General features: G+C 31.1%; 15 protein-coding genes. 12 read left to right on the plus strand and 3 right to left on the minus strand.

Annotated features, from left to right (window positions below; all coding sequences use genetic code 11):
* The first annotated feature begins 69 nt into the window (after nucleotides 1–69).
* The 3 genes from ACY2IJ_RS09125 (at nucleotide 70) to ACY2IJ_RS09135 (ending at nucleotide 2470) form a co-directional block, all read left to right on the plus strand.
* Nucleotides 70–1743: a sensor histidine kinase gene (locus ACY2IJ_RS09125; RefSeq protein ID WP_476724053.1), complete on the plus strand. Its 1674-nt coding sequence runs from the start codon at nucleotides 70–72 to the stop codon at nucleotides 1741–1743.
* Nucleotides 1709–2104 (plus strand): response regulator, encoded by a 396-nt coding sequence (locus tag ACY2IJ_RS09130; protein WP_476724054.1) that lies wholly within the window; start codon nucleotides 1709–1711, stop codon nucleotides 2102–2104. The genes ACY2IJ_RS09125 and ACY2IJ_RS09130 overlap by 35 nt, the downstream gene beginning before the upstream one ends.
* Nucleotides 2105–2209: 105 nt before the next feature.
* Complete coding sequence (locus ACY2IJ_RS09135; protein ID WP_476724055.1) at nucleotides 2210–2470, plus strand: hypothetical protein; 261 nt, start codon at nucleotides 2210–2212, stop codon at nucleotides 2468–2470.
* Between the two features lie 82 nt (nucleotides 2471–2552).
* On the opposite strand, the gene tig is transcribed toward ACY2IJ_RS09135, so the two are convergent.
* The 3 genes from tig to ACY2IJ_RS09150 form a co-directional block, all read right to left on the minus strand.
* The gene (tig, locus tag ACY2IJ_RS09140) at nucleotides 2553–3872 is read right to left on the minus strand and encodes a trigger factor (protein ID WP_476724056.1); all 1320 of its coding nucleotides are present in this window, start codon (nucleotides 3870–3872) and stop codon (nucleotides 2553–2555) included.
* A gap of 113 nt (nucleotides 3873–3985) precedes the next feature.
* Entirely contained in the window at nucleotides 3986–4750 is a 765-nt protein-coding gene (locus tag ACY2IJ_RS09145; protein ID WP_476724057.1) for an alpha/beta fold hydrolase, read from the minus strand.
* Nucleotides 4750–5475, minus strand: a complete 726-nt coding sequence (locus tag ACY2IJ_RS09150) for a pyridoxine 5'-phosphate synthase (protein ID WP_476724058.1) — start codon at nucleotides 5473–5475, stop codon at nucleotides 4750–4752. Before ACY2IJ_RS09150 ends, ACY2IJ_RS09145 begins: the two co-directional genes overlap by 1 nt.
* A gap of 74 nt (nucleotides 5476–5549) precedes the next feature.
* On the opposite strand from ACY2IJ_RS09150, the gene ACY2IJ_RS09155 reads away from it, so the two are divergent.
* The 9 genes from ACY2IJ_RS09155 (at nucleotide 5550) to ACY2IJ_RS09195 (ending at nucleotide 14582) form a co-directional block, all read left to right on the plus strand.
* Nucleotides 5550–6209 carry a CBS domain-containing protein gene (locus tag ACY2IJ_RS09155; protein WP_476724059.1) on the plus strand — a complete coding sequence of 220 codons (660 nt, stop codon included), beginning with the start codon at nucleotides 5550–5552 and terminating at the stop codon, nucleotides 6207–6209.
* 25 nt (nucleotides 6210–6234) lie between these two features.
* The gene (locus tag ACY2IJ_RS09160) at nucleotides 6235–7143 is read left to right on the plus strand and encodes an NAD kinase (RefSeq protein WP_476724060.1); all 909 of its coding nucleotides are present in this window, start codon (nucleotides 6235–6237) and stop codon (nucleotides 7141–7143) included.
* A gap of 53 nt (nucleotides 7144–7196) precedes the next feature.
* The gene (locus ACY2IJ_RS09165) at nucleotides 7197–7781 is read left to right on the plus strand and encodes a DUF6089 family protein (protein WP_476724061.1); all 585 of its coding nucleotides are present in this window, start codon (nucleotides 7197–7199) and stop codon (nucleotides 7779–7781) included.
* Complete coding sequence (locus ACY2IJ_RS09170) at nucleotides 7782–8543, plus strand: isoprenyl transferase (RefSeq protein ID WP_476724062.1); 762 nt, start codon at nucleotides 7782–7784, stop codon at nucleotides 8541–8543. It abuts the gene before it with no gap.
* Nucleotides 8527–11040, plus strand: a complete 2514-nt coding sequence (gene bamA / locus ACY2IJ_RS09175; RefSeq protein WP_476724063.1) for an outer membrane protein assembly factor BamA — start codon at nucleotides 8527–8529, stop codon at nucleotides 11038–11040. Before ACY2IJ_RS09170 ends, bamA begins: the two co-directional genes overlap by 17 nt.
* A 10-nt stretch (nucleotides 11041–11050) precedes the next feature.
* Entirely contained in the window at nucleotides 11051–11737 is a 687-nt protein-coding gene (locus tag ACY2IJ_RS09180) for an OmpH/Skp family outer membrane protein (protein ID WP_476724064.1), read from the plus strand.
* A gap of 4 nt (nucleotides 11738–11741) precedes the next feature.
* Complete coding sequence (locus ACY2IJ_RS09185) at nucleotides 11742–12245, plus strand: OmpH/Skp family outer membrane protein (protein WP_476724065.1); 504 nt, start codon at nucleotides 11742–11744, stop codon at nucleotides 12243–12245.
* Nucleotides 12246–12345: 100 nt separating this feature from the next.
* Nucleotides 12346–13134 (plus strand): glutamate racemase, encoded by a 789-nt coding sequence (murI, locus tag ACY2IJ_RS09190; RefSeq protein WP_476724066.1) that lies wholly within the window; start codon nucleotides 12346–12348, stop codon nucleotides 13132–13134.
* Nucleotides 13135–13217: 83 nt separating this feature from the next.
* Nucleotides 13218–14582 carry a hypothetical protein gene (locus ACY2IJ_RS09195; protein WP_476724067.1) on the plus strand — a complete coding sequence of 455 codons (1365 nt, stop codon included), beginning with the start codon at nucleotides 13218–13220 and terminating at the stop codon, nucleotides 14580–14582.
* Nucleotides 14583–14608 lie beyond the last annotated feature (26 nt).

Raw genomic sequence — 14608 nt, forward strand, 5'->3', positions numbered from 1 at the left:
TTAACGGAGTTTCTTAAATTTAAGATATAAACAGTATCTTTATTTACCCCTTATTAAATAATTTTTACATTGAAATATAACAATATACAATCCCCAGTAATTGTTACTTGCGGTTTTATTAGCACCCTTATTGGAGCTATTGTTTTGGTTGGTTGGTTTTTAAACAAACCAGAAATTATCCAAATAAACGCTGCATTTGTACCCATGCAATTTAACACCGCTTTAGGATTTTTTCTGAGCGGAATTAGTCTTTTACTAGCACACTTTAAACAACACACAAGAGCAAATCTAATTATTGGTTTTGTTGGCTTAATAGGTATTATTACATTGTTAGAATATATAGCTAACATTCACTTATTTATAGATGAGTTATTTATGAAACATTACATAACTCATAAAACATCTACACCTGGTAGAATGGCCCCTAATACCGCACTGTGTTTTTTCCTTACATCTATTGGTATTTTATACACAAATACAAACAAACACATACAATTAAGTTCTTTTATTAGCTCTTTAATATTTGGTTTAGGGCTTACTGCTTTTGTAGGTTATTTTATCAATATAGAAGAAACATACGCTTGGGGATATTACACCCAAATGGCCATACACACTGCTTTTACTTTTATGGTTTTAGGTATTGGGTGTTCCTTTTTAAGTTGGAAAAACCTTACCTCTAACAAATCTAGAACCTCTGCTTTAATGGGCTATTTAATAGCCATTCCCGTTACCATCCTTTTAATTGATGTAAACACTCCTCTTGGAATTGGAATTGGAACTATTTATGTAACTCTAATATTTCTTGGCTGGTTTATAAACATCAAAAATATTACGCTATACTTAGCATTGTTGGCTACTTTTTTAATTTACTTAGGCTACAAATACTCCCCCACAGGTAGTTCTCCGGAAATTGCCATGACCAATAGAATTTTGTCTGCTTTATCGGTATGGATTGTTGCACTTTTGTTGTGTAGCATAAAAAGAAATACGCTTAAATACAAACAAAAAACACAAGAGTATACTTCAAAACTAGAATCTAAAAATAAAGAACTAGAACAATTTGTATACATATCCTCTCACGATTTACAAGAACCTTTAAAAGTAATCACTTCTTTTGTAGATTTTTTAGAAATGGAATACAATACAAACGCAAATAAAGAAGTCTCATTTTATATTTCTTCCATAAAAAAATCTTGTGAGAAAATGAGTAATTTAATCAACGGGCTTTTAAACTACGGAAGAATAAATGCAAATCGCAAAAAAAAGAAAGTTGATTGCAATATACTTTTGAAAAAAATTATTCAAAAAAAAGAGATTCTTAGCAACACCAAAGAAATAGATATTAAACTCTTAAAACTACCTACTGTTTATGGTAACAAAAAGAACTTATCTATTTTGTTTTCCAATTTAATAGACAATGCTATTAAATTTCAACCACCTAATTCTACTCCAAAAATTAAAATTTATGCCTCTGAAAACTCAAATTATTGGGAGTTTTATGTAAAAGACAATGGTATTGGTATTGAAAAACAATATCTAAACAAAATTTTTCTTATTTTTAAAAAACTTCACCATTCCGATGTATATGAAGGTGATGGAGTAGGCTTAGCACAATGTGCTAAAATTGTAGAACAACACAATGGAAAAATTTCCGTTATATCAACCCCAAAAAAAGGTAGTACATTTCTATTTACCCTAAAAAAAGAAAATGAAACAACTAAAAAAAATTCTATTAGTAGATGATGATGAATTGATAAATTTTATACATAAAAAAATAATATCTACCTCTGGTAAAGTACAAGAAATTACCACCGTAAGAAGTGCATTAGAAGGTATTGAACATCTAAAACAAACAGCTGATTTGCCAGATTTAATTCTGTTAGATTTAAATATGCCTGCTATTAACGGATGGGAATTTATTGAAAAAACAAAAGAGTTAAGTATTCAATCAATTCCAAAAATCATTATTCTAACAACCTCTGTAAACCCCGATGATAAAATTAGAGCCTCTAAACTTAAAGAAGTTCATGAGTTTCTAAACAAACCTCTTAAACCCGAAATATTTTCAAATGTAATTAACAAACACTTTAGTGAGTCTTTGTAACTATAGAATTATAAGTTTTAAAACCTGTGTTCTTATTTTACTGCTTGATATTTTAAATCCTTTTTATTAATTTAGAAAGAGTTGAATAAACTAAAATCATAAATTATGCTACCATTTAGAACAGAAATAAGAAACAGCCCTAAAAGTCAAACCATTAAAGTATATATTAACGACACGTCGTGCGACAAAGAATGCAAAGAGTTGTTGGATAAAATAAGTGGTATTGAAACTATAGAAATTCAAAAATCTGTTAGCAGAAATAGAGTTGAAGAAAATTTAACCATTTACATAAAAGAGGATGCTGATGTTAACAGGGTTCAAAAACTAGTAGAAAATAAGTTAGATGAGCATTTTGCTTTTGACTAAAACAAACATAACGGTATTTTTAAATAAAAAAAGAGCGTTTTCTATAAATAGAAAACGCTCTTTTTTTATGCTTTACTTAATCTTATTTGTAAACTTCTTTTACAAACTCTTCATAAGAAACTTCTTTTTCTTTAAAAGAAACTTTCTCTTTAAATAAATCTAACATTTTAGAACTAATTAATTGAGATTGTAATCTTTTAGCCTCATCTTGATTTTGCAATACACGCATTGCAATATCTTCTAATTCTTTATCTTCAGGATTGTTTTGTCCGTATTGAGCCATTTGTTGTTTGATAAACCCAATAGCATAATCCTTTAATTCTTGAAAGTCAACTTTTACATCATTATCTGCCATCAACTTCCCTTCTATCAATTGGTAACGCAATCCTTTTTCAGATTTTTCGTACTCAGCAGCAGCTTCTTCTTCTGTTAAAGGCTTTTCTCCTGCAGTACCTAACCACTTAATTAAAAACTCTTTTGGTAAATCAAAAGTTGTGTTTTCTATTAAGTTTTCTGTAATCGCGTTTAATAAATATTGATCTGCTTGTTGTGCAAATTGCCCTTCAGCATCTTCTTTTATTTTAGCTCTTAATTCATCTTCTGATGACACAACTCCTTCTCCAAAAATTTTGTCAAAAAACTCTTGATTAATTTCTGCTGCTTCTGTGTAATTAATTGCTTCTACTGTAAAAGTTAATGGAATTTCTAACCCTTCTACCTCATCTACTTTTAAACCTAAAGACTGAGCTAATTTTGTGTTCTCGTTAAACAAGTTTTTTGTTTTTAACTCTAAAACATCTCCTACTTTAGAACCAATAAACTTTTTTGCGTTTAATTTTCCTTTAATATCTTCTAAAGTTACTGTAGCTTTAGTTTCAATTGCTTTTTCTTCATTTTTAAAAACTCCTTCAATTGTAGAATTCTCAGCAACTTCTTCCTGATCTATTTTATTCCCTAAACGAGTCTGTAAATTTTCAACTTCTTTGTTAATCAAATCATCGTTTGCAACAATATTGTATTTTGTAACTTTTGCCTTAGCTAAGTCTACATTAATTTCTGGTGCCAATCCTAATTCAAATTCAAAAGAAAAATTTTCTGTATCCCAGTTAAAGTTTTCATCCATTTTTGGAAGTGGATTCCCTAAAATGTCTAATTTTTCTTCAACCAAATAGTTGTTTAAAGACTCTTGTAATAATTTGTTTACCTCGTCAACCATTACAGATTTTCCGTATTGCTTTTTTACCAATCCCATTGGTACTTGCCCTTGTCTAAATCCAGGTATGTTCGCTTTTTTACGGTAATCTTTTAATACAGAAGTTACTTTATCTTGATAATCTTCTGCTGTAATATCAACTTTAACTATTGCATTTAATGCATCGATATTCTCTTTAGTAATGTTCATTGTGACTATTTTATTTAAAATCTCTAAAAAATTGGGTGCAAAAATACGTTTTTTTTGTTAAGCTACAAAAGGTATAATTAATTGTTGCTCAATAGCTTTAATTCTTTTGCTTCTTATTTTAAAAAATCAATAAGCTTATTATAAAATTCCAATGGATTTTCGGCATGCAACCAATGTCCTGCATTTGATACTGTGTCTATTTTTGCATTTTCAAAATGGGCCGTTATCAATCCAAAATCATCATCTAAAATATAGTTTGATTTTTGACCTCTTAGAAATAAGGTTTCTCCATCATAAGTAGTAAAAGAAGACAATGCCTCCCCTACTTCGGGATTGTGTTCTGTTAAACTAGCCAAATTAAAACGAAAAGCCATTTCGGTTTTGGTTTTTCTGTACACGTTTTTAAGCAAAAATTGACGAACTCCTTCTTCTGGAATGGTTTGTTTTAAAACATCATCTACCTCTGATCTTAATTTTAACTGAGAAAAATCTACACTGTTTAAAGCATTTATAATAGTATTATGATGCGGTGCGTAATATTTTGGAGCAATATCTGCCACCACCAATTTTTCTACCAACTCTGGATATTCCACAGCAAACAACATGGCTGTTTTTCCTCCCATAGAATGTCCTAAAACAATAGCTTTTTCAATATTTTTTACTTCAAAATAGTGTTTCAAATCTTCCACCATTAATTCATAACTAAACTCTTCAGAATGAAAACTACGTCCGTGATTACGCTGATCTACCAAATGAACTTCAAAATCTTTGGCTAATTTATTTGCGTGCGATTTCCAGTTATCTCCCATCCCAAAATATCCGTGAAGAATAATTAACGGAAAACCTGTACCTACTATATTTGAATGTAACAACTCCATTATAAAACGTCTTGTAATTTATACAAATACATGCTTACTACATTTTGCAAACCATAATACAAAGCTTCTGATATTAAAGCATGTCCTATAGAAACTTCATCTAATTCTGGAATGTTTTTAGCAAAAAAGTTAATGTTTTTCAAACTTAAATCATGCCCAGCATTTACTCCCATTCCTAATTGCTTGGCCAATTTAGCAGCTTCGGCATATTCAGTAATTACTCCTGTATTTCCTTTTGCATATGCTACCGCATATTTTTCGGTATACAACTCTACTCTATCAGCACCTGTGCTTGCTGCTGCTGCTATCAAAGCAGGGTTTCCGGTATCTATAAAAATAGACGTTCTTATTCCTGCTTCCTTAAACTCGGCAATAACATCTGTTAAAAAAGATTGATGTGTAATGGTATCCCAACCAGCATCAGACGTAATATTATCATCACCATCTGGCACCAAAGTTACTTGAGCTGGTAGGGTATCTAACACTAGTTTTTTAAATTTAGGAATCGGATTTCCTTCTATATTTAACTCTGTTGCTACTGCTTTTTTTAAGTCAAACGCATCTTTATAGCGAATATGTCTTTCATCGGGTCTAGGATGAATGGTAATTCCTTGTGCTCCAAACTCCTCTATATCTTTGGCAACTTTTACTAAATTTGGCACATCACCTCCTCTAGAATTTCTTAATGTTGCAATTTTGTTAACATTTACGCTTAATACCGCCATATTCTGTATTTTTATGATTGCAAAAATATTTAAAAATAGAACAACAACTAACAAATTTCATTAATTTGAACGCTATGGAACTAACAGATTATATTTCTACAGATAAAATAACGGTAACCAATCAACAAACAGTAGCGCAAATACTTACTGTTTTTAATGATATTCATTACTCTCACATTCCTGTTACGCATCAAAAAAAACTGATAGGAAATATAGCTAAGGAAGATTTAATGTGCATTGATGATACTTCTCAAAAATTATCGGAACTAGAATATTTATATGAGTTTTTCTTTGCTAAAAACACAGATACTTTGTTAGAAGTATTTTCTAATTTTGCGGTTAACAATACCAGTTTGCTTCCTATAGTAAATGATCAAAATGATTATACAGGTTACTTAGACATTAATGATTTACTTGACTGTTTTGCAGACACTCCTTTTTTAAACACCGAAGGAAGCATTATTTTACTAGAAAAAAACACCAAAGAATACACAATGTCTGAAATCTGTCAAATTGTAGAATCTAACTCCAACACTGTTTTAGGTTGTTTTTTGTTTGATCAGAATGAAGAAACCACAAAAATTACCCTAAAAGTAAAATCAATAAACATTAACGAACTTATACAATCTTTTAGAAGGTATGATTATGCTATTTTAAATGATTTGTCTGAAGATTCTTATCTAGAAAGTCTAAAAAAACGCTCAGAATACTTTATTAAATATTTAAACATTTAAATTCGCAACATCAAAGCTAGTTGAAATGAAAAAAGTAGCCATATTTGGACAAGTGTATAAAGATTCTCACGAAAAACATTTATCTACACTTATAAACACCCTAAACAAAGCAAAAGCTTCTATTGCTATATATAAAGATTATGCCAAATCTGTACAAGAAACTGGACTAACTTTTGTAAACAATCTTGAACTTTTTGACAAAACTACACAGTTAGACAACTCATACGATGCATTGATTACATTGGGTGGTGACGGAACCATTTTAAGAGCCTTTGATTTAATTTACCGATTAAACATTCCTATTCTAGGAATTAATTTAGGAAGACTTGGTTTTTTAGCAACTGTACAAAAAAACGAAATTCCAGAAGCCGTTGCTGCTTTTTTAAACAGCGAATACACTATTGATGAACGTGTTATGCTAAAAGTAAAAAGTAACGAAAACAAAAAAGAATTTACAACACTTGGGTTTGCTTTAAACGATTTAACCATTGCTAAAAAAGACACAACTTCAATGATTGGAGTAGATGCGTATTTAAATAATGAATACCTAACTACCTATTGGGCAGATGGTTTAATTATATCAACCCCAACAGGTTCTACAGGTTATTCTTTGAGTTGCCAAGGCCCCGTAATTATGCCCAACACTAATAATTTTTTAATTACTCCAGTAGCACCACATAATTTAAATGCCAGACCTATTGTTATATCTGACAACACCATTATTAAATTAAAAGTTTTACGAAGAGAAGATCAGTTTTTAGCTTCCTTAGACTCTAGAGTAACTGCCATTGATGTAGAAACAGAATTAATTGTAAGCAAAGCCGATTTTTCTGCAAAAATAATTACCCTAAAAGATCATACCTTTATCAACACACTAAGAGATAAGCTATTATGGGGTCAGGATACTAGAAACAAATTTTCTAACAAACAATAATCCGTCCTCTCTTTTAGTTATATTAACTATATTTGCCAAGTCTTATCATAATTATGAGAAAGTTAATTTACTTACTCCCTTTACTATTTATCCACCACATCGGATTTTCACAGGTATACGAAGCCGGATTTACGTATAACCTTACAAATGTGATGGGCGAAAAAAATCAAAAATTTTCTCTAAACGCATCTAACAAAACTTTTGGGTTTGTGCTAAAGAAAAACATGAATCCTAGAATAGCTTACCGTTTTGCAGTGAATTTAATGGAGTTTGATTATACTCAAATTGCTGAAGTTTCGGCAGGTATAGATTTTAACTTTACAGATTATAATTTAATCAGAACCAATTCTACCAACAAACAAACCCCATATCTTATTTTTGAACTAACCTCACTAGCATATTATGTAGGAAACCAAACAAGGTATACAATAGCTTTGCCCATAGGATTAGGTTATAAGTATGGAATTGGAAAAAATCTTGCTGCCTCCGTAGAAGCAAAAGTAAGAGCTACTTTTACAGACACTTTAGATAATATTGCAACAAATAAAAGTACTTTAGATGCTTATTATTATATTGGAGCCTCTATTTATTATACTTTTGGCTGGCCTAAGGGTAGTAAAAACCAAATTAGATTCTAAATGAGTTTATTAGAACAAATAAAAAACAATAAAATTCCTAAGCACATTGCTATTATTATGGACGGTAATGGTAGATGGGCTAAAAAACAAGGAATGGCAAGAATTTTTGGTCACAGAAATGCTTTAACAGCCGTTAGGGAAGCCGTAATTGGTGCCTCTGAAATAGGTACAGAAGCCATTACCTTATATGCTTTTTCTACAGAAAATTGGAATAGACCCAAACTAGAAGTAGATGCTTTAATGACTTTGCTAACCAAATCATTAAAAAAAGAAGTTCCAGATTTTATGAAAAATGGGGTAAAAGTAAACGCTATTGGTAGACTAACAGACCTTCCTAAAAATGCTTACGAAACCTTACATGAAGTTATTAATGTAACAAAAAACAATACCAAAATTACACTTACCTTTTCTTTAAGCTACGGAAGTAGAGAAGAAATTTCTACGTGTATTAAAAAAATTGCTCAACAAGTTAAAGAAGGAACCTTAGAGGTTAATAATATAAACGATCATATTGTACAACAAAACCTGTACACACATAATTTACCCGATGTAGATTTAATGATTCGTACAAGTGGAGAACAAAGGTTAAGTAACTACTTACTTTGGCAAATGGCCTACGCAGAATTATATTTTACAAATATACTTTGGCCTGATTTTAGAAGAGAGGACTTGTACAAAGCTATTTATACATATCAAAACAGAGAAAGAAGGTTTGGAAAAACCAGTGAACAATTAGAAGGAGAACATGAACAAACTACTTAAAAGCTACTTTTTTACACTTATTATATTCGTCACTAATCTAGTATTCTCTCAAGACAATCAACCAGATTTATCAAGTCCCAAAAGGTACCTTTTAGGAGGTATTACCGTAACAGGAACTAACGAATTTTCTGAAGAGTCTGTAATTTCTTACTCTGGATTAAAAACAGGTCAAGAAATTAAAATACCCGGAGACAAACTAACGAGTGCCATTAAAAAACTACACAAATCTAACAAATTTAGCAATGTAGAAGTCTACGCTACTAAAATTGATGGAAATACTATTTATTTGGAAATTGCCATCAAAGAATTGCCTCAAATAAATAAAATCACCTTTTTAGGAGTTAGCAAATCTAAAGCAAAAACTTTTCAAAAAGACACTGAATTGGCTACAGGAAAAATGCTAACAGAAAACCTAATAACCTCTACAGAAAACTACATTAGGCAGTACTATGTAGACAAAGGTTACCTTAAAGCTTCTGTTAAAATAACCACCAAACCAAACGCTTCCAATGCCAATCAAAGAGATGCTATTGTTAGAATAGACAAGGGTGATTTGGTAAAAATTAAAGAAATTGTAATTACAGGTAACAAACAATTTACAGACAAAGATGTACGTAAAGCACTAAAAGATACCAAACGTAAATTTTGGGGTCGATTTTGGAAACGCTCCAAATATGTAGAAGATGCTTTTGAAGAAGACAAACAAAATTTAATTGACAAATATAGGCGTAAAGGATTTAGAGATGCTCGAATTCTATCGGACAGCATTAGCTGGAACGAAAAGAAAAACACTATAAACCTTCACATTACACTAGAAGAAGGAATTAAATACTTCTACAAAGACATTCTTTTTCTAGGAAACAAAACTTACCAAACAGACTTTTTACAAAAAATACTTAAAATTCAAAAAGGAGACGTTTACGACTCTAAAACACTTGAAGAACGAGTAAAAGGAGACGGAACTCCAGACTCCGAAGATATTTCTACATTGTACCAAAACAACGGTTACTTATTTTCACAAATCAACCTAGTAGAAACCAAAGTGGAAAACGACTCTATTACCGTAGAAATCAGAATTCACGAAGATGACCCTGCAACCATTAGTCATGTTTCTGTAGTAGGAAACGAAAGAACTAATGACCACGTAATTTTTAGAGAATTAAGAACTCGTCCAGGAGATTTATACAGTAAAGACAACATTATCCGTTCTATACGTGAACTAGGTCAAATGGGATTCTTTGATGCAGAAAACATTACTCCAGACTTAAAACCAAACTACGCAGACAAAACCGTAGCTATAGAATATAGTTTAGAAGAAAAAGGATCTAGCCAAATAGAACTACAAGGTGGTTATGGTGGAGGATCTTTTATAGGTACCTTAGGATTATCTTTTAACAATTTCTCTATTCGTAATATTTTTAACAAAGAAGAATACAAGCCACTTCCTTTAGGTGATGGTCAACAACTATCACTAAGGTTACAAGCCAGTAGATTTAATACCTCTAACAGTATTTCTTTTACAGAACCTTGGTTAGGAGGTAAAAAACCTAGATCTTTTACATTCTCTATCTACAACCAAAAACAATACGGATATGGTAATTCTTTTTACGATGTAGATAAGAGTCAAGAATTAAACATTTTTGGTATTTCTGTAGGAATAGGTGAACGCTTAAAATGGCCAGATGACTATTTTACTTTATCCAACGCAATTAGTTACCGTCGTTACAAAGTAGATAATTTTAACTTTGGTTCTATTATAGATTTTGACAACAACCAAGGTGTTTCTCACAACTTATCATACAACATAACATTACAAAGAAACTCAGCTGGACCAAGTTTAATATTTCCTAGATACGGATCTACGTTTACTGTAGAAGGTAAATTCACCCCTCCTTATTCTTTATTTTCTGACAAAGAATACAAGAGTAACAATGAACGATTTGAATTGTTAGAATATTATAAAATTAACCTTAAAGCAAAGTGGTATACTGCGTTAATTGATAAATTTGTATTAATGACCAATGTACAATTCGGATATTTAGGTAGCTACAATAGTAAAAAAGGACAAATTCCTTTTGAACGTTATTACGTAGGAGGAGACGGATTAAACACCAACAGTTTTGATGGTAGAGAAGTTATTGGACTAAGAGGATATGAAAACTCATCTCTATCTGGTTTCGCCACAGGAACAAATGGAGACTTAACATCAGGAGACAATGTTTATGACAAATTTTCTATGGAAGTTCGTTATCCTATTACCTTAAAACCTTCTGCATCAATTTATGCACTTGGATTTTTAGAAGCTGGTAATTCTTTCAGTAATTTTGATACCTTTAACCCGTTTGACATTAAGAAATCTGCTGGTTTTGGAATCCGTATTTTTATGCCAGCTTTTGGACTACTAGGAATTGACTTTGGACATGGATTTGACAACGTTCCTGGAGCCGTAGAAAAATCTGGTTGGCAAACGCATTTTATCATTGGACAACAATTCTAAAAAAAATGGCATGATTATTTCTAACTGTACTAATAAGATCTTTCAAAAAATATTTATATTTTCACTTTTTTGTACAATTTCTGTAAATGCACAACAATTACAAAGAATCGGTTTTGTAGATATAGAATACGTTTTAAGTAAAATTCCTTCTTATGCTGATGCACAAAAAAAATTAGATACAGAAACAACTACATGGAAACAAAATTTAGATAAAATGTATCTAAAACTAGACACCATGAAAAAGGAATTTCTAAACGAAAAACCTTTGTTAACAGAAGATTTAATTAAAGAAAGGGAAGCAGAAATAACAGCCTACGAAAATGAAATAACAAAAGCAGAAAATACTTATTTTGGAGTAGAAGGAAAACTTTACCAGTTGCGTAAACAACTTGTAACCCCTTATCAAGATTTGGTATACAATGCCGTACAAACTATAGCTAAGCTTCGTAAATATGACATGATTTTTGAAAAATCTTCCTCTATTGTTATGCTATATACAAATAACAATTACGATATTAGCGAACTCGTTTTGAGATATCTTCAAAAATCTCAAAAAGAAATAGAACAAGAAGAGGCTGCGGTTAAAAGAGAAGAAGCTAGAAAAGCTAGAGAAAAAAGAATAGAAGAACAAAGAAAAAAACGAGAAGAAGCTCTTAAAAAAAGAGAAGAAGAACGAAAAAAACGATTAAACAAATAACGAAATGAAAACAGTAAAAACTACCTTATTAATTGCAATTATAGCTTTAGGATTCACGCACTTTACACAAGCACAAAAAATTGCACACATTAACTTAGACGAAGTTGTTGCATCTATGCCAGAAGCTAAAGCAATGCAAGCAGATATGGAAAAACTAGGAAAGACTTATGAGTCTGAAATTAAAGCTGCCTCTACAGCTTTAAAAGCAAAATTTGACAGATATACTGCTGAAGAAAAATCTAAAACTCCAGAAGAAAATCAAAAAAGAGCTATAGAAGTACAGCAAGAGCAAAGTAAAATTGGACAGTTACAACAAGCTGCTCAACAAGAATTACAAAAAAAACAAAATGAATTGTTAGAGCCAATTATTGAAAAAGCTCAAAACGCAATTAAAGCATACGCAAAAGAAAAAGGAATTCAGTATGTTTTAGATGCTAGAACTATTATTTATTCAGAGGGAGGAGAAGACATTTCTTCTGCTATCAAAACTAAATTAGGAGTAAAATAACAAACACATTTTTAACAATAACAAAAACGCTATTTTTATAAAATAGCGTTTTTTTTTATTCGTTAGTTTTATCGAAATTTGTAAAATCTATTTATATAGCATGAGTAAAAATCCTATTGGTGTATTTGATTCTGGTGTTGGAGGTACTTCTATTTGGAAAGAAATTATCCAAAGACTGCCCAATGAAAACACTATTTATTTAGCAGATAGTAAAAATGCCCCTTACGGAGAAAAATCCAAGCAAGAAATTATAGACATTTGTATTAAAAACTCTGAGATACTTATTGCCAAAGGAGCTAAAATTATTGTGGTTGCTTGTAACACAGCAACCACCAATGCTATTGATGTGCTTAGAGCAAAATACAACATTCCATTTATTGGCATAGAGCCTGCCATAAAACCAGCAGCTTTAGCCACAAAAACTAAAGCGATTGGTATTCTAGCAACCAAAGGAACTTTAAGCAGCGATTTATTTCATAAAACCGCCAATCAATTTGCAGCTAATTTATTGGTTGTAGAACAAGAAGGAACAGGTTTGGTTCCTTTAATTGAGCAGAATAAAATGGAAAGTTTAGAAATGGAGAATTTGCTAAAACAATTTCTGAATCCTATGATACAAAAAAACATAGATCACTTGGTGTTGGGCTGCTCACATTACCCTTATTTAATTCCTCAAATAAAAAAACTAGTAGGAAACAAAGTAACCATTATAGATTCTGGATTTGCCGTGGCCAAACAAACCGAAAAAATACTTACAGAATTAAATCTTTTAAACACATCTAATAAAGCAGGAATGCATATTTTAATTAGTAACAAGTATCTTAAAACACTCCAAAACCTTACAAAAGATGTTGTTCTAAATAAAAAAGTAGTCTTTGTAAATAAATAAGCAACAAAGTGTTGTTTTTGGTTTAAAAAAAGCTACTTAATACTTGGTATGTGCGTTAATTTTAAAAGCCAAAACCAATTAAAATGAAAAAAGCGATAAGTTTATTATTTGTAGTACTTACTTTTCTATCCTGTTCTGCTAACACTAGCCTTACTGTAGATAATGTAGATAAACCAAAAGAGGAAAACAATTCGTCAAAAGAAATAATAGATATAAATCCAGGAGATGTATCAGACATGAGTTTGTATCCATCAAAACCCTATTATGAAGAAGGAGCAGGCTATAAAGGAATAGAATTGGAAGACTTATCTTCTGATAGGATAAAGACTTTTACCTCTGGGGGTAACGATTCTGAAAGATTAAACAATCTTATTAATGAATTGAATGAAAAAGGAGGAGGAAAGATTTTAATTCAAAAAGGAGACTACCTGCTTAAGGATATCTATTTAAAGTCTAACATACATATTACTATAGAGGCTGGTACAACCATAGCTATGGATCACGATAGATGGTATAAAGGAATTAAAAACTTTTTGTTTAATCTTGGTATGGTAGAGGGAGAACCAGTTGTTGAGAATGCTAGAATTGTTGGTTTGGGTGATGTACACACAAGACCTAAGATAATTTTAGAAAAGCTCCAAGAAAAACCATACAGAGCTATTGCTATAGGTTATGTTAAAGATGTACTAGTAGAAAACTTTACTGTAGATGATGATTTGACTAAGGGCTCTGCCGTTGCTTTTAACCCCGTTAAAGTAGATGATGATAACGCTCATATAGCCGAAAATGTAACGATAGCAAATGTTAGTTTAACTGGAGGTTCTATAGGGTATGGTTTGGCACAAACCAATGTTGGTAAAAACATATTACTTAAAAACTTGTCTTGTGAAGGTGGAATGACTTGTAGAATAGAAGCTCATACTGGTAGACAATATGATATAGGAGTTTCTAATATAGTTATTAAAAACGTTGCAAGTATTAATGGCAAAGCAGCTGTATTATTACAGCCTCACTCAGTTCTTAATGGTCGTGTTTATGTGGACGGAGCAAAATCTGAAGGAAGTGCATGGACTTTGTTTTTAAGAGAAGGCTTTGTGGCTAAAGATTCTAAAAGAAAAGCTAAAGGAAGTTTTTCTCAAGATTCCACTTTTAAAAATATCAGTTTAGAGTCAACAGATAATAACGCAACTTTATCCTATAAAAACTTTAAATACGTTCCTAGTGAGTTACATCATTTTTATAAAACTCCGGAATTTAATCCTGTGCTGAATGATGCGAATTACGCTTTAACCGATTCGGGGGATTTAACTAATGAGAGTGCTATAATTGGATCTTCCGTTGCTGTAATATTTACAGATGCTAGTTATCCTATGAATCTTCCAACTGAAGAGGAAATTGCATTATTAGGAAAAACAGAAAATAGACTAAAAATTATAGACAACAAATAATAATACAAAGGCTCCAATAAATTGGA

It is taken from the genome of Wenyingzhuangia gracilariae (assembly GCF_056387575.1).

Excerpts from the sequence above, each read along its gene's own strand:
- ACY2IJ_RS09135 (WP_476724055.1), top strand. The coding sequence starts at position 2,210 with ATGCTACCATTTAGAACAGAAATAAGAAACAGCCCTAAAAGTCAAACC.
- ACY2IJ_RS09160 (WP_476724060.1), top strand. The coding sequence starts at position 6,235 with ATGAAAAAAGTAGCCATATTTGGACAAGTGTATAAAGATTCTCACGAA.
- ACY2IJ_RS09150 (WP_476724058.1), bottom strand. The coding sequence starts at position 5,475 with ATGGCGGTATTAAGCGTAAATGTTAACAAAATTGCAACATTAAGAAAT.
- ACY2IJ_RS09145 (WP_476724057.1), bottom strand. The coding sequence starts at position 4,750 with ATGGAGTTGTTACATTCAAATATAGTAGGTACAGGTTTTCCGTTAATT.
- murI (WP_476724066.1), top strand. The coding sequence starts at position 12,346 with ATGAGTAAAAATCCTATTGGTGTATTTGATTCTGGTGTTGGAGGTACT.
- ACY2IJ_RS09165 (WP_476724061.1), top strand. The coding sequence starts at position 7,197 with ATGAGAAAGTTAATTTACTTACTCCCTTTACTATTTATCCACCACATC.
- tig (WP_476724056.1), bottom strand. The coding sequence starts at position 3,872 with ATGAACATTACTAAAGAGAATATCGATGCATTAAATGCAATAGTTAAA.
- bamA (WP_476724063.1), top strand. The coding sequence starts at position 8,527 with ATGAACAAACTACTTAAAAGCTACTTTTTTACACTTATTATATTCGTC.
- ACY2IJ_RS09195 (WP_476724067.1), top strand. The coding sequence starts at position 13,218 with ATGAAAAAAGCGATAAGTTTATTATTTGTAGTACTTACTTTTCTATCC.
- ACY2IJ_RS09185 (WP_476724065.1), top strand. The coding sequence starts at position 11,742 with ATGAAAACAGTAAAAACTACCTTATTAATTGCAATTATAGCTTTAGGA.
- ACY2IJ_RS09155 (WP_476724059.1), top strand. The coding sequence starts at position 5,550 with ATGGAACTAACAGATTATATTTCTACAGATAAAATAACGGTAACCAAT.
- ACY2IJ_RS09180 (WP_476724064.1), top strand. The coding sequence starts at position 11,051 with ATGATTATTTCTAACTGTACTAATAAGATCTTTCAAAAAATATTTATA.
- ACY2IJ_RS09170 (WP_476724062.1), top strand. The coding sequence starts at position 7,782 with ATGAGTTTATTAGAACAAATAAAAAACAATAAAATTCCTAAGCACATT.
- ACY2IJ_RS09130 (WP_476724054.1), top strand. The coding sequence starts at position 1,709 with ATGAAACAACTAAAAAAAATTCTATTAGTAGATGATGATGAATTGATA.